Consider the following 20765-nt stretch of genomic DNA (forward strand, 5'->3'; position numbering starts at 1 on the left):
TATAAGATTATGTAACTCAAAACATAAAGCATTTTCCATCACAGGTCAGCCTATGCAGCAAAACTTTGAGCGGGAGACAGTTTGGTGGGCTGTGCGCGTATTCACCATACTCGTGGTTCCATTCATTGGCTCCTACACGCTTCTCGAGCCCTTTGGGCGTGATCAGGGGATCCACGCCACGATCGCCTTCGGGTTGGATGAAGGGCTTGTGACCTACCGCGATGTTTACAACATGAAGCCCCCGCTGACGACGGCCATGCACTGGGTGTCGCAAGCTCTTTTCGGGCACAGTATGGCAGCAATTCGTGCGCTGGATCTTGTCATCGCGACCCTTACGGTGCTGGGGCTGATCGAGATCGGCAGGCAACTGGGCAGACATCCGATCTTTGGTTTTGCGACGGCTATTGGGTTCTCGGTTCTGTACTTTAGCTATGGGTACTGGGAGCATGCGCAAACGGACGGCTGGGCAGGTTTTCTGGCGGTTCCAGCCCTCTTGCTTATGCTTAGGGGATGGAGACGCAAAAACGACCAAACGCGGTTCGCTATGATGGTCGGGGCTGGCGCAATCCTCGGAGTTGCCTTTTGTTTCAAGTACACGATCGGCGGAGCGGGAATACTGGTTTTTGTGCCTTTGCTTGCCAATCTGATTGGAAAAAGCGACATCCGCTTCTACGCCGCTGACTTCCTTGCCTGTTGCGTCGGGGGGGTAATTGCACTTGCTGCTGTGGTTGCCGTGCTCGTTTATTTCGGGGCCTGGGCGGACTTCATCCAGATTCAAGAGTTCGTTCTAAGCTATATCGGATACAAAAATCCCGATGCTCCGGGAATACTCGTTGGTTTCCTGCTTCCCGGAATGGCCTCGATCTATGTTCTGGGCGTGGTGTTCTCTGGACTATTTTGCGCTGCATCTGAATGGGTGAAAACCAAACGGTCTACCGCCTTGGCGTTGTGCATTCTTTGGATATTTGCCGGGTGGCTGTCTGGCGGAGCACAAGGGAAGGGGTTCGCGTATCATTTCCTACCTTTGGTGCCGGTTTACGCACTTCTGATCGGCGTAGGGATCGAGTATTTTTCTACCCTCTTTGACGATCGTAAACGGTCCTTTGGAATTGCATGCGTTTTGATGCTGGCGCTCTACATTCCCAGCGCGGCTGCCAAGTCGAATAAGTTCGGGATCATCGCGTTTGCGACGGGCGGTGAGGGAAGTGTGTATTTCTCGGAGCTCAAACCCACCACCGACTTTGATCTTCCGGAAACGCTCGACGTCGCGGCGGCGCTGAACAAGCACCAAGAACCCGGTGATACGCTGTTTGTTTGGGGGTATGCGTCGATGTTGTATTTCCTGACGGAAACGCCCCCGCTCTACAAATACCCCTATTCTTGGCCGTTCATGGTCAACCACTACGCAGGACAGCACAATCAGGATCTTATTGCGCGGTTGAAGGCCTCTCCCCCCACCCGCATCGTCGTGCAACCGAAAGACGCGGTGCCTTGGGTGACTGGTAATCAACGATCCTCGGAAGAACAGCTCAACGAGTTTCCTGAGCTGCGCGCGTTTATCACTGGCTCTTATCGCCTGATAGAGCAGTATCCGAGGTTCAAACTGTACGAGCTGAAAGCTGCGAACAAAGGCGTCGAAGGTCAGTAAGGGGCGGCAATCCGTCAACCATGCTTGGCTCGGGTTGCCGCTGTGTACCAGTACCGTTTTAGAAGTTCCTTCACCACAAGACTGTGCTTGACGCGGGCCGACGTGCCACGCAGATAGGCGAAAACGGAGCAAAAAGAATGAGCACACTCCTTGGCGCAAGCCGCTTTCTGGTCATCTTGGCAGTGATTGGCGCACTTCTGGCCGCGACGACGTTGCTTGTCTATGGGCTGCTCGAGACAGTGCAGCTGATCTTGAGCACTATTCAAAACGGTGAAGTCACGCGGAAGATTGCAAAGGCGCTTGCGCTGGAGTTCATTGAAATCATCGACCTCTTCTTGCTTGGGACGGTGTTCTACATTGTCGCGATCGGGCTGTACGAGCTGTTCATCAGCACAAATGTGAAGCTGCCAAACTGGCTGACGATCAACAATCTGGATGATCTGAAGAACAAGCTGATCGCCGTGGTGATCGTCGTGCTTGGCGTGCTGTTTTTGGGGCAGGTTGTTACGTGGGACGGCGAACGCGACCTGCTGGGGTATGGCGCGGCGGTGGCGCTTGTCATCGGGGCGCTCAGCTATTTCCTGTCGCAGAAGGCAGGCGGGAAATCAAAGTAAGCCCGGTCTGAGTCTGCTATCCTGCTGAAAGAATTGCGGCTGACGCGCCGATATCTGATAGCAAGGAATAGACCATGAAAGCCGTTATCTATGATCGGTATGGCGGTCCCGAGCAGCTTCGGTTGGAAGAGATCGACATGCCCGAACCCGCCAAGGGGGAAATCCGGGTCAAGGTTCTGGCCTGCGCGGTTAACCTGTCCGATTGGGAATACCTGACCGGTGCGCCTGCATGGGTGCGCATGGTTGGGGGGCTGTTTAAACCGAAGGTGCCGGTTCTGGGGTCGGACATTGTCGGGATTGTCGACAAGCTGGGCGAGGGTGTCAGCGGCTTTAAGATCGGGCAGCGGGTCATGGGGGACTACGTCATGACGCGCGGCGGTTTTGCTGAATTTGCCTGTGTGCCCGCCGACGAAACCGTGGCTGTCCCCGATGCGCTTTCGGATGAGATCGCGGCCTGCATCCCGCAGGCGGGTGGGATCGCTGTGGCGGGCACCGATGGGCTGTCAGACGGGGATCGGATGCTGATCAACGGGGCAGGCGGCGGGTCCGGGACGATGGTGATGCAACTAGCGAAGGCGGCTGGCGTACATGTGACTGCGGTGGACAACGCCAGCAAAACTGAATGGCTTGCCAGTTTGGGCGCGGACGAGGTGATCGACTATGCCAAGGTGAACTTCACCGAAACGGGGCAGACATGGGATCGAATCCTCGACATGGTCGCAACCCGCGGCCCGCGCGAGATCTCTCGGGCGCTTGCCGAAGGTGGGGCCTATATGGCGCTGGGCGGCGACGTTCCCACGCTTCTGTCCATCGTGTTCGGAGGAAAGCTTCTGTCACGCGGGAAATCAATCGGGATGCTTTTGGTGCCGTCCGGTCAGGATCTGACGCGGCGCGTGGCCGAGATTGCACTTCAGGGTCGGATTGTTCCGCATATCGACGCCGTGTTGCCTATTGCATCCGTTCCCGAGGCCTTGGCGCGGACGGGTAAGGGCAGGGTTTTGGGAAAGATCGTCATCAAGCCAGAACTCGCATAGCCAATCGCCGGGCGATTTTTGTGCCACCTTCTACGCTCAGCGCGTTTCGGCGTCCCGAAGCTCGGAGATCACGCCCAGAAGCTCGGTCTTGGTGTGGCTGATGTGGTGGGTCAGAAGGGCCGCGGCCGCGTCAACGTCCCCGGCTTTGGCGAAGCTTAGAAGACGGCGGTGTTCGTCCTTGGCGGACTCGCGCTTGCCGCTGATGCTCAGATGCATCCGGACATAGCGGTCCGATTGCAGGTTCACGCGGTGCAGCAGCTCGTTCGTCAATCCGCGCCCGGCGGCGGCATAAAGCGCCGTGTGATAGTCGAAGTTCAACGCGCCCCACTGGGTCACGTCATCCGCGTCATACGAGGCCTCCATCTTGTCCAGAATACCCTCGCACCGGGCAAAATCGGCCTGCGTCATGTTGGGGATTGCACGCTTGAACAGATCAACCTCAATCAGGATACGCAGGTCGAAAATCTCGGCGATTTCAGCGATGGAATGCTTCACGACCGAGGCACCGCGATTGTTGGTCAGATGCACCAGACCCTCGGAATCCAGCCGCTTCAACGCCTCGCGGATGGGCATGCGCGAGACGTCGTACTCGTCGGCTAAGGCCTCTTGCCGGATCACCTCGCCTTCGGCCAGTTCGCCGCTCAGAATGCGCTCGCGCAGGTCATTGGCGATGACATCCGGAAGGCTTTGGCGTGCGATCTTGCGTTTGGCGGTCATAGGGTGATCCCGGTTTTTGGTTGTCGGGCATTTTGGTGTGCGGGTGCGGGATGTGCAAGGGGCTGGTTAAGCCCCCCACGTATCGCTGAGGCGATAGCCACCGGGCCACGGGTCTTCCGGGTCCAACATGTGCTGGTGCGTGCCGGTGATCCACCCACGGCCCGAGATCTCGGGCGTGATGGCGGGGCGTCCGTTTAGGTCGAAGGTCTCGACAATGCGGCAGCGGAACTCGCTGTCGATGACGGATCGGGCGTGATAGCGATCTGACGCTTGCATCTGCCCTTTCGCCAACAGCATCGCCATGCGGGCCGACGCACCGGTGCCGCAGGGCGAGCGGTCCAGCTTGCCGGGTTTGATGGCCACGGTGTTCTTGCCGGTCAGTACGTCGCCTTCACGGGTCAGCGGACCTGCGATTTGGCAGAACGAGATGTGGTTCCAATCGGTTTCCGGGTGGTTGAAGCCCAACTGCTCGTTGGCCGCATCGGTGATCCTTGCCCCGGTGCGGGCAAGGTCGCGGGCCTCGTCCGGGGTCAGGGCAAAGCCAAGGTCAGCGGCGTCCACGATCACGAAGCTGTCGCCACCAAAGGCGGTGTCGACGCGCAGGGTGCCAATCCCCTCGACCTCGATCATCGCGTCCAGCTTGTCGGCAAAGCTGGCGACGTTCTGCACATAGATCCGCTCGGCCTTGCCGTTTCGGCATTCGGCGCGCACGCGGACCAGCCCTCCCGGAGCTTCCAACGTCAGGTGTGTTTCCGGTTCCGTCATGGGCAGGATGCCGCTGTCCAGCAGCACGGTCGACACACAGATCGAGTTCGAGCCCGACATCGGCGGGGTGTCTTCCGGCTCCATAATGATCCACGCAGCATCGGCGTCGGGATGCTTGGGCGGGACCAGCAAGTTCACGTGGCGAAACACGCCGCCACGTGGCTCGTTTAGGACGAAGTTGCGCAGGGTCTGGTCTTCGGCAATGAAATTGCGTTGCTCCCACACCGAGTCGCCCGGGGGTGGGGCTACGCCGCCGACGATGACGTCGCCGACCTCGCCTTCGGCATGGGCCGAGACAACATGAATGGTCTTGCTGCTGCGCATCTGGAACCTCGTGTTTTGTCAGAGCTTACATGCACTCGGCGATGACGCCACCCTGTTTCGACCAGTCCGCAAACCACGTCTGGAACAGGGTGTATTGCTGTTCGCAATAGTTGCGCTGGGCGGCGGACAGTTCGTCGGTCTCGTTGAAATGCAGGCGGTATTCGTCTTCGCCATTCAGAACCAACAGGTGCTTGTAGTAGAGCACCAGATCCGTGCCCTCATCAAAGCTGGCGAGCACTGCAAAGGCGTCTTCCAGCTCTTGCGCGCGTTTGCGGGCCTCGGCGTGGCCTTCGGCAGCCTTTTGGGACAGGGCCGCCAGCAGCAGAGCCTCTTTCGGAAGGGCGGTGCCGATCCCGGTGATCGAACCCGTCGCGCCGCAGTTGACGAAGCCATGATAGACCTCGGTATCGACGCCGACCATCAGGGTGACGTCGTCGTCTTGGCTTGTGATGTGCTCGGCTGCATAGCGCAGGTCGTCCTTGCCGCCGAACTCCTTGAAGCCGATCAGGTTGGGATGCTCGGCGCGCAGGGCGAAGAACAGATCCGCTTTGGTCGCGAAGCCATAAACCGGGCTGTTATAGATGATGGCGGGCACGTCGGGTGCAGCGGACAGAATGGCCTTGAAGTGGTTCTTCTGCGCCGCCATCGACGCCCCACGGGACAAGACGCGCGGGATGACCATTAGACCGACGGCGCCAACTTTCTGGGCGTGTGCTGCATGCGCCACGGCGGATTTCGAGTTGATCGCGCCGGTCCCGACAACCACCGGAATGCCAGCGTCGACCAGACGCTCGACGCCGGTCATCCGCTCTTCATCGGTCAGCAGTGGCCAGTCGCCCATCGAGCCGCAATAGACAACGGCGGACATCCCTGCCGCGATCATCTCGTGCCCTTTACGGACCAGCGCATCGTAATCCGGGGTGCGGTCATCTTTGCAGGGGGTCATCAGGGCAGGCATCGTACCTGCGAACACGGTTTTGGACATGGGGTTTCCTTTGCAATCTAGGGCTAGGGTCACCAGTACGGGATAATGTATCCAAAATCCAGAAAAATGTGCCGCGACCGCAATGGCTGTTCGTATGTGGTCAAAGTGTAAGGGATACCACTTTATGGGGAATACTACTTGAAAGAGAGTTTATTTAGGGTAATCTTTCGTTAAGGGAGATTGATGGCCGCACGTTCAACCGGCGCCAATCTACAATGAAAGCAGGCAAACCCATGATGACGATCGACAGGATCAAGCGTCACCAAACTTCGGCCTACGGGGCGAGTGCGGGATCCTCTCTGTCGCCGAACATCTGGCGTCATATGGTGCGAGCGACAAAGGTGGAGCGGGCGCATGGCCACCTATAGCACGCAAGGTTGGATATGGTCAGGCACGGGCGTTGCAATCACGTTGCAGCCGGTGACCATCGAAGATGACGACCCGCTTATGTCGCCCTATTTCACGCTTGATTCCAGCGAAGAAATCACGATCGGCGGCACAACATATGGCGACATCTACGGAGGAACACGCGAACTCACGTTCACAGATTCAAATGGGGTCACGCATACCGAAGATTTCTTTTGGTGGAACTCTGGAGCGACGAGTGTCTTCGTGCCCGCGCCGGGGTCGGCGTTCGATGATGGCTCGGTCGTAGTCAGCGACGGCGGAGCGAAAGAGATCTTTTCGGGCTTTGCTTGGACCGATGTAACCTGTTTTACAGCCGGAACGCTGATTGAAACGGATCGCGGCCCCGTTGCGATTGAAGACATTCACGAAGGCGACCAGGTCCTGACCTCTGACGGGTTGAAGCCCGTGCGCTGGATCGGGCAAAGCCCGGTCTCGTCACTCCAGCTCTTGGACAATCCGAAGCTGTTTCCGATCCGAATTGCTGCCGGCGCACTGGGCATCGGCTTGCCCAAGCGCGATTTGTTGGTGTCTCGCCAGCACCGGATGCTGGTCCAATCCCCTATCGCGCGGCGGATGTTCGGGACCTCAGATGTGTTGGTCCACGCGATCAAACTGACCGCGCTTCCGGGCATTTACGTGGATCAATCCGTGGCCGAGGTCACCTATTACCACATGCTGTTTGATGACCATCAGGTGGTCTATGCCGAGGGCGCACCCAGCGAAAGCCTCTATACCGGACCCGAGGCATTGAAGGCGATAAGTGACGAGGCGCGGGACGAGGTGCTGGCGCTGTTCCCCGAGCTTGCGGACCGAGACTATACCCCCGAGTTCGCCACTTTCGCGCCCGATGGGAAGCGGCAGAAAAAACTGGTGGCGCGGCATCTGAAAAACGGAAAGCCGCTGTTGTCGCACTGCTAATCAGCGGTCGTCTTTTGGTGCCGGTGCACCACCTTCAAAGCAGTTCTCTTCGGTATAGCTGCAGGGGTCTTCCTGCATTTCCAGATGCAACCCGTCGCCGGTATAGGGATGCGCGCGCATCAGGTCTTCGTCAGGGTTGATCCCCAGCCCCGGCGCGTCGGGCGGGATCACGAAGCCCTCTTCCCAGCGGATCGTGTGACCGATCAAGGCGAGGTGGAAGTCGCCGCCCTGTTCGATGGTCTCGACCATCAGCAGGTTGGGGATCGAGGCGCCCAGTTGCACATTCGCCGCCCACTCGATGGGGCCCGCATAAAGGTGTGGGGCGACAAGGGCGTTGTGGACTTCGGCAATCGCTGCGATCTTCTTGGCCTCCCAAATCCCGCCCGCACGGCCAAGCGCAGGTTGCAGGATCGAGGCAGCCCCTTGGCGCAGCACTTCCGCGAATTCGGCTTTGGTGGAAAGGCGTTCCCCAGTTGCGACGGGGACCGAACTGGCGCGCGCGACTTTGGCCATTTCTGCGATGTTGTCGGGCGGGATGGGTTCCTCGAACCAGAGCGGCTGATAGGGGGCGATGGCTTCCGCCATGCGGATCGCGCCGCCGGTGGTGAACTGGCCGTGGGTTCCGAACAGAAGGTCAGCGCGGTCACCGACGGCCTCGCGGATCGCTTTGCAGAACGCTTCGGATCGCGAGATGTCCTTCATCGACGGCATGTGGCCCGAGCGGATCGTGTACGGCCCGGCGGGGTCGAATTTGAGAGCGGTGAAGCCCTGTTCTACGCGAGTGAGCGCGGCTTCTGCGGCCATCTCGGGTGAAGTCCAAAACTCCGGCAACGCGTGGTCGGGATTGGGATAGAGGTAGGTGTAAGAGCGCAGACGTTCGTTCATCTTGCCACCAAGCAGCGCCCAGACGGGCCGGTTTCGCGCCTTGCCCAAAATGTCCCAGCAGGCGATCTCCAACCCCGAAAACGCACCCATCACCGTGGGGTCGGGGCGCTGGGTGAAACCCGCGGAATAGGCGCGGCGGAACATCAGCTCGATGTTCTCGGGATTTTCGCCCTGCATGTGGCGGGCAAACACATCCTCGATCACCGCGCGCATGGCGTCGGGGCCAACGGCGCTGGCATAGACCTCGCCCCAGCCGGTGATCCCGTCATCGGTCGTGACTTTCACGAAGATCCAATACCGCCCGCCCCAGCCGGGGGCCGGGGGCGCGGTGACGATGATGTCGAGATCCTTCAGGCGCATGGTATTAGACCTTGTCGAACAGGATGACGTTGCGCCGCGCCGCGCCGGTCTTGGTGTCGGCAATCGCCTCGTTGATCTGGTCAAACGACCAACGGCCCGAGATCAGTTCGTCCAGCTTCAGCCGGCCCTGTTGATAAAGGTCGATCATCCACGGGATGTCGCGCTGGATGACCACGTCGCCCATTTTCGAGCCGACCATGCCCTGACCAAGGGCCGCCAGAACCACGGGTTCATAGCTGGACATGTCGCCGGAATGCGGCATGCCGACCATGACGACCTTGCCGCCGGGGGCCAGATAGCGTGGCGCAGAGTCATAGGCGGGAATTGCGCCCACCGTCACCAACACCGCGTCGGCCCCACGCCCGGCGGCTTTCATGGCGGCTTTCCAGGGCTTCTCGGACGTGGCAAGTACACCGTCCGTCGCGCCGAACTCCATCGCCACGTCCAGCTTATCTTCCGACATGTCCACCGCGATGATGCGCGAGGCACCGGCGATGCGCGCGCCTTGGATTGCGTTCAAACCCACGCCACCCGCGCCGATCACCACGACCACATCGCCCGCGCGCACGCCGCCTGCATTCACCGCAGCCCCGACGCCGGTGATGACGCCGCAAGCCAGCAAGGAGGCGACATCCATCGCCATATCCTCGGGCAGTTTCACCACTTGGCTTTGCTCGACCACGACACGTTCGGCGAAGGCACCGGTGGCCATCGCCTGATGCATTTTCCCGCCGTCCACATCGGTGATCGGCCCGTGATCCCCATCATAGGGCGTGCCGCAGGCCGTTGGCGTGCCAGAAGCGCAGCTAGGGCAGGTCTGACAGGCGCGGATCAGGGTCACGACGACCGGGTCGCCCACGGACAGACCTTTCACGTGATCGCCGACATTGGTGATCCGTCCGGCAGCCTCGTGCCCATAGACGGCGGGCAGGGATCCACCCCACGCGCCATCCGCATAGGAAATGTCGCTGTGGCAAATGGCGACGGCATCCAGCGTCACCTCGACCTCGCTGCCTTCTGGAGGGCGGATGGCGATCTCTTCGATGACCAGCGGTTTCCCGAATTCGTGGCAGACGGCGGCTTTGATCCGGTCCATGGCGGCTCCTGTTGGTGTCATGTTTTCTGAAAGCTTGCGCGGAAAACGCGGGCTTGCCAACAAAACTGCGACAGGAAGGTCGGAAAACGACGCGGCGTTTCCTAGAAATGCCCGATGGAGCGCAGGAAGTCCGTCAGAAGTGCTGCGTACTCGGCGGGCTTTTCGACCGGAGACATATGGCCGGTGCCGCGGATCAGTTCGAACCGCGATCCGGGGATCAGCCCGGCGGTCTCGCGCACCATGTCGGCTGGGGTCGAGCCATCTTCGCTGCCCGCAATCGCCAGCGTCGGCAGCCGAAGCCGCGCGGTGCTTTCGTAAAGGTCGGTGTCGGCGATGGCCTCCATGCACCCCAGATAGCCCTGATGTGGCGTGGCACGCATGCGGGCGCGGGCGTCGTCCAGAAGTTCAGGGTGATCGCGTTTGGTGGCGCGCGAAAACCAGCGGTCGATATTGGCGTCTACCACGGCGTCGATCCCGCTGTCGCGCACCTTCTTGATCCGCGCCTCCCAAATCCACGGCGTGCCGATCTTCGCCGCCGTGTTCGAGATTACCAGCGCGCGCACCAGATCCAGCCGTTCCGCCGCCAGTCCCTGCGCGATGATGCCGCCGATGGACAGCCCGACGAAGACACACTCTTTCACGCCCAGATTGTCCAGCGCGCGAGCCGCGTCGCCCACCAGATCGCCCATCGGATAGGGACCCTCGGGGCAGGGGCTTTGACCATGCCCGCGCATGTCCATGCGGATCAGGCGCAGGCGGTCGGGAAGGGCGTCCACCACCGCGTCCCACATGGTCAGGTCCGATCCCAGCGCATGGGCGAACACCACGGCGGGTCCGTCTTTCGGGCCGCTTTCAACGACGTGAAGCGCCACGCCCTTGTCGTTGGGGATGACGATCATTCCTCGTCCCCAAGCAGGGTCAAATGCGCCATAATCTGCCCGTGGTCCGAGGCGAGCTTGTTATACGGGGCCTCGGGGTGGGACCCGTCGGTGATGTGGTCATTCAGCACGCTGAAATAGGTCATGTCGGCGATCCGTTTTGCATTGTCCGGATGGAAATGACGGCTGAGGAAGATCTGGTCGATGCTTTCAAACACGCCCCCGAAGGCCGAGGTATAGACCATGTCGCGCAGCGATTTGCGCACAAAGAGCTTCTCGGCGGAATGCAGGCGGAACGCCTCGACCGCCGCGGTGATCTGCTTGTTTTCCTCGCGGCTATAACGATCGCGGTCCGTCTTGGCGTCGTGGCGCAGCATCCACGAATAGTTTTTGAACGGTACCTCGCCCGCGATGATTTCCGAGCTAACGGCGTGTTCGCCATCGTTGAAATCCCCCATTACGGCGACGGGATGGCCGGCCTTGATCTCGGCGACCACCAGCTTGCGCAGAACCCATGCCTCGGCCATCCGGCGCATGGCGGATCTGGCAGAGCCAAGGGCGCGGCCAATGGGGTCATATTGGGTCAAGTCGGCCTCGGGCGGATAAGAGGCGCCTTTGGGCTGGATGAACTCGCCCAGTTTGGATTTCAGGTGACAATTGAACAGCGTGATGACCTGATCCCCGACAGGAATGCGCACCTTCAGGATCGGTCGCGACAGGCGGGTGAGCGTATATGATCCCGCATCGCCCTCGTCCCCGCGCAGGGCAGGGAAGGGGATGGTCACGGGCTCGGGTAGGTCCTGAATAATCTCGGGCTCACCCACAAAGCCAAAGCGCGACAGGATCGCGACGCCGGGGCGCCGTTCGCCGGGGCCGCCATCGGCCGAGTTCGGGGCGAAGACCAGCCCATCCTTGGGCCACGGCGTCACCGCTAATTTGCGAAAGATCGCCTTGCGGTGATAGCGCTTGGTTTCATCCGGGATGGTTGCCGCGTTCAGCTCGTGGGCGCGGGTGTTCGCCTCGCCAATCACGTCCAAAAGGGCGTCTTCCTCGAAGATTTCCTGAAAACCGATGATGTCGGCGTCCAGCGTCAACATCTGATCCGCCATCCAATCGCGCTTCCACGCGTATTCTTCGGGGGTATAGCTGAGGAACTTGTAAAACTCCTGGTCCGCGCCAATCAAGTTTTTGACGTTGAACGAGGCAATCGTGAAATCAGTCATAAGGGTCTCCGGTTAGGCGAAGCGGTTCAGGGCATCAATAAAGACCGGGGCGTCGACATTGCCGCCGGACACAACGACAATCACCGTATCCCCCTTGATCTCGAGCGGTTGGAAGAGCGCCGCAGCCAGTGCGACGGCCGCGCCGGGTTCGATCACCAGTTTTAGGCGGGTGAAGGCATGGGCCATGGCGCGCAGGCAATCCTCGTCCGAGACGGTCAGCCCGGCCCCGCACAGGCGCTGCATGATGGGGAAGGTCAGTTCGCCGGGTGATGCTGTGATGATCGCGTCGCAGATAGAGCCGGTCAGCTGCGCGTTGCGTCGGATCGCGCCCGCTTCAAGAGACCGCGCCACGTCGTCAAAGCCTTTGGGCTCGACGGGGCGGACTTGCAACCCGGGCGCCTCGTGATCCAGCGCCAAGGCGATGCCTGCCGTCAGGCCACCACCACCACAGGGCACCAGAACCTGCGCGTCGCGGATGCCTTCGTCGCGGGCTTGGTTGGCAATCTCAAGCCCGACCGTGCCTTGGCCTGCGATAACGGCCTCGTTGTCGAAGGGCTTGATCAGGGTCAGCTCGTTTTCCTCGGCCAGTCGTGCGCCGATCTCGTCCCGGTTTTCAGTGGCGCGGTCATACAGTACGACCCGCGCGCCCAACGCGCGGGTATTGTCGATCTTCAGTTGCGGCGCGTCCGAGGGCATCACGATGGTCGACGGTGTCTGATTCTGGCGCGCTGCCAGCGCAATGCCTTGCGCGTGATTGCCGGAGGAAAAGGCGATCACGCCCATCTCGCGCTGATCTGCGGTCAGCTGGGAAATCGCGTTATGCGCCCCGCGATATTTGAAGCTGCCTGTGTGTTGCAGGCATTCGGGCTTCACATAGATCTGCCGCCCCGCGATCTCGTCCAGAAAAAGTGAGGTCAGAAGCGGTGTGCGCCGGACGTGACCCGCGTTGCGGCGGGCGGCATTGCGGATCTCGTTGATGTTCACCGCATTTTCTCCAGCCATTCAGTGATGGTGGCGAGGCTTTCGGGCTCGTCCAGAAACGGGACATGGCCGCGATCGGGGACTTTCGCATAGCCCATGTCAGGGCGCCGCTTTTGCATTTCGGCGACCGTCTCGGCGCTTAGAAGGTCCGAGTTTTCGCCGTGGATCAGCGCCAGCGGCAGTCCGTCCATCGCGTCAAAGAAGGGCCAGAGGTCGGGGGCGGGTTGTGCGCCCGCCGCCTCGACCGCATCGCGCAGAGCGGGGTCATACCGGTTGGTCAGCCCCTTGTTGTCCTGCTCAAACAAGTTGTGGCATTCCTCGACCCAGCGGTCCATCGGGACGTTCTTGAAGCCGAAATCAGCCATAAGCTTCGCGCGTGCCTCGGCGGCCTCTTCGATGGTCTTGGCGGACGGTTTGCGGCCCAAATAGCCCATGATGTTCTCAAGTCCGCCCGGCGCAAGCTCGGGGCCGATATCGTTCATGCAAACGCCCAACAGCTTGCCCTTCACCGTGGCGGCAAGGCCCATCGCGATGAGGCCACCGCGCGAGGTGCCAAGGATGGCGGCTTTCTCGATCCCCAGATGGTTCATCAAAAAGAGCGCATCCAGCCCTTCCTGCGGCACGGTGTAGGTTTTGTGGTCGCCCCAATCCGACTGCCCACGCCCGCGATAATCCATGCGGATCAGGCGCACGCCCTTCAGATGCGGCGCGACGAAGTTGAAATCGTCCGAGTTGCGCGTCAGGCCCGACAGGGCCAGAACAGGCAGGCCCTCGCCCTCGTCCCGATAGGCGATTTCCAGTCCGTCATTGGCGGTGAATGTCTGCATGCGTGTCTTCCCTTGGCGATGTTGCGTGCAGTAAGCACCAGATCGTCACGAGGGTCCAGAGGGAGGGGCGCTGCCCCTTTGCGCTGCGCGCATTCACCCCGAGGTATTTTGGGCAAGAGGAAGTGGGGGCGCAGAAAAAAAGGCCCCCAAGTCGGGAGCCTTTGAAGGGTCGTGTTTGAGCCGGATCACAGGTTGTCGGGCTGCGGCATGCCCAGAACATGGAAGCCACTGTCGACGGTGATGATTTCGCCGGTGGTGCAGTTGCCATAGTCGGACGCCAGATAGACGGCGGTGCCACCCACGGCTTCCAGCGTGGCGTTCTGGCGGAGGGGCGCGTTTTGTTCCGTGTGGCGGAAGGTTTTGCGTGCGCCACCGATGGCAGCTCCTGCCAGGGTTTTCATCGGGCCGGGCGAGATCGCGTTCACGCGGATGCCGTCCGGGCCAAGGTCGTTGGCCAGATAACGGACCGAGGATTCCAGCGCGGCCTTCGCCACGCCCATGACGTTGTAGAACGGGGTCACGCGGTTCGAGCCACCATAGGTCAGCGTCAGGATCGTGCCGCCATTGGTCATCTTGGGGGCCACACGGCGGGCGACCTCGATCAGTGAATAGCAGCTGATGTCCATCGAGTGTTTGAAGTTCGCGCGTGAGGTGTCAACGAAGCGGCCTGTCAGCTCGTTCTTGTCCGAGTACGCAATCGCGTGGACCAGAAAGTCGATCGAGTCCCACTTGGACCACAGGTCATCGAACCCTTTGTCCAGCGCGTCGTCATCCGTCACGTCCATGTCGACCAGAATGTCGGACCCAACCGATTCCGCCAGCGGGGCGACCCGCTGCCCGAAGGCCTCGCCCTGATACGAGAACGCCAGTTCCGCGCCCTCATTGGCCATCGCCTGCGCGATACCCCAAGCGATGGAACGTTGGTTTGCGACACCCATGATGAGGCCGCGTTTGCCTTGCATAAGACCTGCCATGTCAGTTCCTCACCCTTGATACTTGCTAAGGATCATCGACCCGTTGGTGCCGCCAAAGCCGAAGCTGTTGGTCATCACGCTGTCGAGCCCTGCGTTTTCCACCAGCGACGTGGCGATCTCGCCTTCATTGATGGCGGGGTCCAGATTTTCGACGTTGATCGACGGAGCGATGAAGTCGTTTTCCAGCATGAGCAGGCAATAGACGGCTTCCTGTGCGCCGGTGGCGCCTTGGCTGTGGCCCGTCATCGACTTGGTTGAACTGATCGGAGGTGTAGTGCCTTCGCCGAAGACGCGGCGCACGGCTTCCACTTCGCCTACATCGCCAACCGGGGTCGAGGTGCCGTGGGCGTTGATGTAGCCAACCTTTCGCCCCTCCGGCAGCATGTCCATCGCCAGACGCATGGCGCGTTCCCCGCCTTCGCCGGACGGAGCCACCATGTCGTGACCGTCCGAGGTCGCGCCATAGCCGGTCACTTCGGCGTAAATTTTCGCGCCGCGGGCTTTTGCGTGCTCCAGATCTTCCAGCACCAAGATGGCGCCGCCGCCGCCAATCACGAACCCGTCGCGGTCGGAGTCAAACGCGCGCGAGGCTTTCTCGGGCGTGTCGTTATATTTCGACGACATCGCGCCCATCGCGTCAAAGAGGCAGGACAGTGTCCAGTCCAGCTCCTCGCCGCCACCCGCAAACATCACGTCTTGCTTGCCCATCATGATCTGTTCAGCCGCGTTTCCGATGCAGTGCAGCGACGTCGAACAGGCTGAGGTGATCGAATAGTTGATGCCCTTGATCTTGTAGGCGGTCGCAAGGTTCGCCGAGATGGTCGAGCCCATGCACTTTGGTACCGCGAACGGCCCGATCCGCTTGGTTGCACCTGTTTTCAGCGCGGTCTGGTGCGCTGCAAACATCGCACTGGTCGACGGGCCGCCGGAACCAGCCACAAGACCGGTGCGAGGATTCACCACGTCGTCTTCGCCAAGACCGGCATCTTCGATCGCCTGCCCCATCGCGATATGGGCATAAGCGGCACCCGGACCCATGAAGCGCAGCGCGCGCTTGTCCACATGTTCGGTGATGTCGATATTCGGCATGCCCGCAATCTGGCTGCGGAAGCCATGCTCGACCATGTCTGCATTGGCGGTAATGCCGGACTTGCCAGCCTTGAGCGAGGCCAGAACCTCGTCCTTGTTGTTCCCGATGGCCGAGACAATGCCCAGACCGGTAACGACGACACGACGCATGCGTGGCCTCCCTTAAATACGTTCAATTCTTAGTAGGGGATTGGTGGGGGTGGTGCAAGGCGAGGACGGAGGGTTCGGTCAGTTCGACGTTCCCGAAGCACCTTCTTTACGGGCTTTCTTCCGCTCTTCATATTGCTCCCACACGTGTATGCGGCCTTTTTGTCGCGCATCTGCCAGCCACATTTTCTTGCGCGCGTTCTCGACTTCCAAGGGGCGATATTGCCCGCCCGAGAACTTTGGCCAGTCAATGGCCAGCCCAGCCTTAACCATTTCAGCAGACAGATCACGACCATCGGGCAAGTAGCATTTGGCAACGGTTCGCCCGTGGTCATCTTCGTCAGTGATGACGGCGCGGATAGTTTGCCCCTTGCACAGGCCGACCAGCTCCCATTTGGCTTTCTTGCCATGTGGATGGTTTAGCTCTGGTGCGTCGATGCCAAAGAGCCTGATCTGCGTTTTCTTAATTTTTATGGTATCGCCATCGACGATATACGCGGGCCCGCTAATCTCGGTATGCGGTTCGGCGGGCTGGGATTTTTCCGCATTGAAGGGCGCGCTTGGGACAGGCTTTTGCTTTGGCGCCGTGGGTGCCGTCCTTCGAGGCGCGCTTTGCCTTTTGGGCGGCGCAAATGCACGCTTAACATTTCTTTCGAACCGCCGCGCTTTGCGATCAATTTTTTGGGCAATGAGGACACCGCCCAAAATCATAAGTAGAACTGTCGTGAGGAACTCTAGCACTGTGCGCCTCTTGCCGCAGCTTTGGCTTAGCTCTCGCTCAGCGCAACCTTCATGTCTTTCACCTGATAGATCACTTCGCCGTCTGCCTCGACGATGCCGTCAGCAACGCCCATGGTCAGGCGGCGTGTTTGGATAGCTTTGGTGAAGTCGATCTTATAGGTCAGCATCTTGCGGTCCGGGCGGACCATGCCGGTCAGCTTCACTTCGCCCACACCCAGCGCATAGCCGCGCCCCTGCCAGCCGCGCCAGCCAAGGTTAAAGCCGGTCAGCTGCCACAGACCATCCAGACCCAGACAGCCGGGCATGATTGGGTTGCCGGGGAAGTGGCAGTCGAAGAACCACAGGTCAGGGGTGATGTCGAATTCGGCCAGAACGTGGCCTTTTCCGTGCGCGCCACCATCGCCCGAGATCTCGGTGATGCGGTCCATCATCAGCATCGGCGGGGCCGGAAGCTGCGCATTGCCGGGGCCAAACAGCTCGCCCGCTGCGCATTTCAAAAGGTCTTCCTTGCCAAAGCTTGTGGGATAGTCCGCCATCTTCGCCCCATATCTTGTGTGTTTTCAGTCCACCACCCTCTAGCACCCGCGCAAAGCCCGACGCAAGAGCGGGCGACGGCACGCACGGGCAATCTGAACCGCAAAGGCCAGTTTTTATTGGCGCTCGCCGCCCAGAGCCCTTATATTCGCTTGGAAACATCCGTTAGAAGTCAGAAGAGCCGGATCATGACGCAGGAAAATCGCCACACCGAAGCCGACTGGTTGTCCAGCGCAGGGCTGCGCCCGACGCGGCAACGTCTGGCGTTGGCGCATCTGCTGATTGGCGACGGTCAACACCGTCACGTCACCGCCGAAAGCCTTTACGAGGCGACGCGCGATGGCGCGGATAAAGTGTCACTTGCAACGGTTTATAATACGCTGCGAGTTTTCTCAGACGCAGGCCTGCTGCGCGAGATTACCGTGAACGGCGCGCGCAGCTATTTCGACACGAACGTCACCAACCACCCGCATTTCTTCTGGGAAGACACCGAAGAACTGATGGATGCGCCGGACGAAGACCTAAAGATCGCGCAACTGCCGGAAGCGCCCGCAGGGGCCGAGATTGCCAAAGTCGACGTGGTGATCCGCCTGCGCCGCAGCTGATCCGCGTTTGCTCATTTTCTTGTCACAAGTATCTTGGGGTGAGCGCCTTTGGCGCGAGGGGCAAAGCCCCTGAAGGCCGCGCGGTTACGCGCGGCCCCCGAAACCTGCAAAGGCGTTAGCCGATGCCAACAACCTCGAAATCAAAGATCAGAGTCTTGCCGGCCAGCGCGTGGTTGGCGTCCAGCGTGACAGTCTCGTCGGTCAGGTTGGTGACGGTGACGGGCACAGGCTGACCCTGCGGGCCGCTCATCTGCAGCTGAATGCCAACTTCCAGAGGGATCTCGGCGGGGATGTCAGCGCGCGGCACCTCCAGAACGGCTTCGTCATGACGCGGTCCGTACGCCTCTTCCGGCACGATTGAGACCTTTTTCTTGTCACCAACCTTCATGCCGGGCAGCGCTTTGTCGAGACCGGGAATGATCATACCCGAGCCTACTTCGAACTCCAGCGGATCGCGGCCTTCCGAGCTGTCGAAAATGCTGCCGTCTTCCAGCGTGCCAGTATAGTGAATGCGCACCTTCGCGCCTTGCGTGACTTCGGTCATGGGAACCTCGTGATGTCTGGGAATGAATGGACGAGGCCGAGGCGTAACGCAGCGGGTGCTCGTGTCGGATAGGGGTGTTTAACGAAAAACGCGCCGAATGGAAACGTCGCCTAGAACCACTGCCCCGGCTCCATCAGCCCCAAATCCAGAAGTTGCTGTGAATTCCACTGGAATTTCGTGGTGTTGTGCCAATTGAAGCTGTGGACGTCGTGTTTCGACCCAGCATTCGTTTTCAGCGCCTTGGCGGTGCGGAAGCTGGCGACGGTGACGGTGATGTTGTGGTGCCACGGGCAGGAATAGGTGTTGTATTCCTCGTCATTGAACGTGTGGTTTGGGCGCAGTTTCAGGCCGGGCTTGGCTTTGAACAGGGACACGCGGTCGATCTTGTGGCCGTTTGCCGGGACGTGCTCCTCGAATCGCCAGCGCAGGCCGCCGAAGAAGTCCAGCTGGCGGTCTAGCGGGTCGCCATCCGGACCTTTGCGGCCATGCGCATAATATCCCGACTTGTCCAAACAGGCGTGATCCAGTGACACCGCATTCGGGAACTGGTCTAGGTCGTCGGCGTACAGATCCACAACATAGCTCAGCACCGCATCGCGGCGCTCTTCGGTTTGGAAGGCCAACAGCTCGCCCACGGTGCGGGATTCGCAGAACGGGTGGAACAAGTATTCGGCGTTGAAACAGTAATAAAGCCACGTGCCGGGGGCGGCCTCGATCACCTGATTGACAGCGTCCACGACCGCCGCCGCAGTGGCGTCGAAGCTGATGCGGTGAATGGATTTTTCCAGATCATCGGGCAGGTCCAGCGCATCGGGGGCAAAGACCAAAACCGCCCGGAAGCCGGCGTTCTGATGGTGGCGAATGGTGCTGTCGACCTCGACCAGATCCTCGACGAAAATCATCGCGACGGGGCCTTTGGCCAAGACAGCCCCCGAGGTCTGAAGGAACTGTTGAAGGTCGCTATACCGCATGATGTGCCCCAGTTGGTGTCCCGCTGATTTGCGAGGTCTTGCCGATTGCCGACAGAAATTTCATGAAATCAACCTGTTTTGCAAGCGTTGCGGGCCTGATCCCTTTGCTGTAACAGGCGGGAACTTGAGCTTGTGCTGCTAAAAACCTTGGGAAACGCGCCATGTCCGACAAGAAAAAACTCTTCATCCGCACCTATGGCTGCCAGATGAACGTCTATGACAGTGAACGCATGGCCGAAGCGCTGGGCGCGGATGGGTATGTGCAGACCGAGACGCCGGATGATGCGGATATGATCCTGCTGAACACCTGCCACATCCGTGAAAAGGCCGCCGAGAAGGTCTATTCGGAATTGGGCCGCTTCAAAGGTCTGAAGGCTGAAAAGCCCGACCTGAAGATCGGTGTCGCGGGCTGTGTTGCGCAGGCCGAAGGCGAAGAGATCATGCGCCGTCAGCCGATGGTCGATCTGGTGGTTGGCCCGCAGACCTATCACCGTCTGCCCACGATGATGGAGCAGGTCGCCAAGGGCGAAAAGGCGCTGGACACTGATTTCCCCGAGGAAGACAAATTCGAACACCTGCCCAAGCTGCGCGGCACCAAGGCCAAGCGCGCTCCTGCCGCCTTCCTGACGGTTCAGGAAGGGTGCGACAAATTCTGCGCCTTCTGTGTGGTCCCTTATACCCGTGGGGCCGAGGTCAGCCGCCCGGTTGAACGCATCCTGCGCGAAGCGCGCGAGCTGGTTGAGCGTGGTGTGCGTGAAATCACCCTCTTAGGTCAGAACGTAAACGCCTATCACGGCGCTGGGCCGGATGGTGACTGGTCTCTGGCGAAATTGATCTGGGCGCTGGACGACATTGACGGGTTGGAGCGTATCCGCTTCACCACCTCGCACCCCAATGACATGAGCGACGACCTGATCGAAGCGCATGGCACCTGCAAAAAGCTGATGCCCTATCTGCACCTGCCGGTTCAGTCGGGCTCGGACAAGATCCTGAAGCGGATGAACCGCAGCCACACCGCCGAAAGCTATCTGCGTCTGATCGAACGGATTCGCGAAGCGCGTCCGGATATCCTGATCTCGGGCGACTTTATCGTCGGCTTCCCGGAAGAAGATGATCAGGATTTTGAAGACACGATGAGCCTGATCCGCGAAGTGAACTATGGTCAGGCCTTCAGCTTCAAATACTCGACCCGCCCCGGCACCCCGGCAGCGGAACGCGCGCTGGTCGATGACGCGGTGGCCTCGGAACGGCTCTATCGTCTGCAAGCGCTGATCACCGAACAGCAACGCGCCATTCAGAACAGCATGGTCGGCCAAGAGGTCGGCGTACTGTTTGAAAAGAAGGGCCGTCTTGAGGGCCAGATGGTCGGCAAATCCGATCACCTGCATGCGGTGCACGTTCAATGTGACGCGGCCGTTGGCGATCTGCGTCGCGTGCGCATCACCGACAGCGGGCCGAACTCGCTGGCCGGCGAGCTTGTGGAATAAGCAGAGTGCT

General features: G+C 60.3%; 21 protein-coding genes. 6 read left to right on the top strand and 15 right to left on the bottom strand.

Annotated features, from left to right (window positions below; translation table 11 throughout):
- The first annotated feature begins 52 nt into the window (after positions 1–52).
- The 3 genes from Q0677_RS10850 (at position 53) to Q0677_RS10860 (ending at position 3296) form a co-directional block, all read left to right on the top strand.
- Positions 53–1648 (top strand): glycosyltransferase family 39 protein, encoded by a 1596-nt coding sequence (locus tag Q0677_RS10850; RefSeq protein ID WP_298909589.1) that lies wholly within the window; start codon positions 53–55, stop codon positions 1646–1648.
- A gap of 137 nt (positions 1649–1785) precedes the next feature.
- Positions 1786–2262, top strand: coding sequence for a YqhA family protein (locus Q0677_RS10855; RefSeq protein ID WP_298909592.1), 477 nt, complete (start codon positions 1786–1788; stop codon positions 2260–2262).
- Positions 2263–2336: 74 nt separating this feature from the next.
- Entirely contained in the window at positions 2337–3296 is a 960-nt protein-coding gene (locus Q0677_RS10860; RefSeq protein WP_298909593.1) for an NAD(P)-dependent alcohol dehydrogenase, read from the top strand.
- A gap of 36 nt (positions 3297–3332) precedes the next feature.
- On the opposite strand, the gene Q0677_RS10865 is transcribed toward Q0677_RS10860, so the two are convergent.
- The 3 genes from Q0677_RS10865 to Q0677_RS10875 all read right to left on the bottom strand — a co-directional run bounded on the left by Q0677_RS10865 (position 3333) and on the right by Q0677_RS10875 (position 6087).
- A complete protein-coding gene (locus tag Q0677_RS10865; protein ID WP_298909596.1) occupies positions 3333–4013 on the bottom strand; it encodes a GntR family transcriptional regulator in 681 nt (226 codons plus the stop codon).
- 66 nt (positions 4014–4079) lie between these two features.
- Positions 4080–5102, bottom strand: coding sequence for a proline racemase family protein (locus Q0677_RS10870; RefSeq protein ID WP_298909599.1), 1023 nt, complete (start codon positions 5100–5102; stop codon positions 4080–4082).
- A gap of 25 nt (positions 5103–5127) precedes the next feature.
- Positions 5128–6087 carry a dihydrodipicolinate synthase family protein gene (locus Q0677_RS10875; RefSeq protein WP_298909602.1) on the bottom strand — a complete coding sequence of 320 codons (960 nt, stop codon included), beginning with the start codon at positions 6085–6087 and terminating at the stop codon, positions 5128–5130.
- Between the two features lie 354 nt (positions 6088–6441).
- Here Q0677_RS10875 and Q0677_RS10880 point away from each other — a divergent pair, with 354 nt between their 5' ends.
- Entirely contained in the window at positions 6442–7413 is a 972-nt protein-coding gene (locus Q0677_RS10880) for a Hint domain-containing protein (RefSeq protein ID WP_298909603.1), read from the top strand.
- Here the strand turns inward: Q0677_RS10880 and Q0677_RS10885 are convergent, their stop codons facing one another.
- The 10 genes from Q0677_RS10885 to fabA all read right to left on the bottom strand — a co-directional run bounded on the left by Q0677_RS10885 (position 7414) and on the right by fabA (position 17150).
- Positions 7414–8658 (bottom strand): mandelate racemase/muconate lactonizing enzyme family protein, encoded by a 1245-nt coding sequence (locus Q0677_RS10885; RefSeq protein WP_298909606.1) that lies wholly within the window; start codon positions 8656–8658, stop codon positions 7414–7416.
- A gap of 4 nt (positions 8659–8662) precedes the next feature.
- Complete coding sequence (locus Q0677_RS10890) at positions 8663–9754, bottom strand: zinc-binding dehydrogenase (RefSeq protein ID WP_298909609.1); 1092 nt, start codon at positions 9752–9754, stop codon at positions 8663–8665.
- Between the two features lie 101 nt (positions 9755–9855).
- Positions 9856–10653 carry a 3-oxoadipate enol-lactonase gene (pcaD, locus tag Q0677_RS10895; RefSeq protein WP_298909612.1) on the bottom strand — a complete coding sequence of 266 codons (798 nt, stop codon included), beginning with the start codon at positions 10651–10653 and terminating at the stop codon, positions 9856–9858.
- A complete protein-coding gene (locus Q0677_RS10900; protein ID WP_298909615.1) occupies positions 10650–11855 on the bottom strand; it encodes an endonuclease/exonuclease/phosphatase family protein in 1206 nt (401 codons plus the stop codon). Before Q0677_RS10900 ends, pcaD begins: the two co-directional genes overlap by 4 nt.
- Before the next feature lie 12 nt (positions 11856–11867).
- Positions 11868–12857 (bottom strand): threonine/serine dehydratase, encoded by a 990-nt coding sequence (locus Q0677_RS10905; protein ID WP_298909617.1) that lies wholly within the window; start codon positions 12855–12857, stop codon positions 11868–11870.
- Positions 12836–13663, bottom strand: a complete 828-nt coding sequence (locus Q0677_RS10910) for an alpha/beta hydrolase (RefSeq protein ID WP_298909620.1) — start codon at positions 13661–13663, stop codon at positions 12836–12838. The genes Q0677_RS10905 and Q0677_RS10910 overlap by 22 nt, the downstream gene beginning before the upstream one ends.
- 185 nt (positions 13664–13848) lie before the next feature.
- Entirely contained in the window at positions 13849–14637 is a 789-nt protein-coding gene (locus Q0677_RS10915; protein WP_298909623.1) for an enoyl-ACP reductase, read from the bottom strand.
- A 9-nt stretch (positions 14638–14646) separates the two neighbouring features.
- The gene (gene fabB / locus Q0677_RS10920) at positions 14647–15876 is read right to left on the bottom strand and encodes a beta-ketoacyl-ACP synthase I (RefSeq protein WP_298909625.1); all 1230 of its coding nucleotides are present in this window, start codon (positions 15874–15876) and stop codon (positions 14647–14649) included.
- A gap of 78 nt (positions 15877–15954) precedes the next feature.
- Complete coding sequence (locus tag Q0677_RS10925; RefSeq protein ID WP_298909627.1) at positions 15955–16614, bottom strand: thermonuclease family protein; 660 nt, start codon at positions 16612–16614, stop codon at positions 15955–15957.
- A 26-nt stretch (positions 16615–16640) separates the two neighbouring features.
- Positions 16641–17150, bottom strand: a complete 510-nt coding sequence (gene fabA, locus Q0677_RS10930) for a bifunctional 3-hydroxydecanoyl-ACP dehydratase/trans-2-decenoyl-ACP isomerase (RefSeq protein ID WP_133489293.1) — start codon at positions 17148–17150, stop codon at positions 16641–16643.
- Between the two features lie 186 nt (positions 17151–17336).
- On the opposite strand from fabA, the gene irrA reads away from it, so the two are divergent.
- Complete coding sequence (gene irrA, locus Q0677_RS10935; RefSeq protein WP_298909628.1) at positions 17337–17753, top strand: iron response transcriptional regulator IrrA; 417 nt, start codon at positions 17337–17339, stop codon at positions 17751–17753.
- Positions 17754–17868: 115 nt separating this feature from the next.
- On the opposite strand, the gene Q0677_RS10940 is transcribed toward irrA, so the two are convergent.
- Both Q0677_RS10940 and Q0677_RS10945 read right to left on the bottom strand, forming a co-directional pair.
- Positions 17869–18297: a peptidylprolyl isomerase gene (locus tag Q0677_RS10940; RefSeq protein ID WP_298909630.1), complete on the bottom strand. Its 429-nt coding sequence runs from the start codon at positions 18295–18297 to the stop codon at positions 17869–17871.
- A gap of 110 nt (positions 18298–18407) precedes the next feature.
- Entirely contained in the window at positions 18408–19268 is an 861-nt protein-coding gene (locus Q0677_RS10945; protein WP_298909632.1) for a hypothetical protein, read from the bottom strand.
- A 161-nt stretch (positions 19269–19429) separates the two neighbouring features.
- Here Q0677_RS10945 and miaB point away from each other — a divergent pair, with 161 nt between their 5' ends.
- Entirely contained in the window at positions 19430–20755 is a 1326-nt protein-coding gene (gene miaB, locus Q0677_RS10950; protein ID WP_298909634.1) for a tRNA (N6-isopentenyl adenosine(37)-C2)-methylthiotransferase MiaB, read from the top strand.
- Positions 20756–20765 lie beyond the last annotated feature (10 nt).

This window comes from uncultured Aliiroseovarius sp. (assembly GCF_947492455.1).
In the GTDB taxonomy this organism is placed as follows: domain Bacteria; phylum Pseudomonadota; class Alphaproteobacteria; order Rhodobacterales; family Rhodobacteraceae; genus Aliiroseovarius.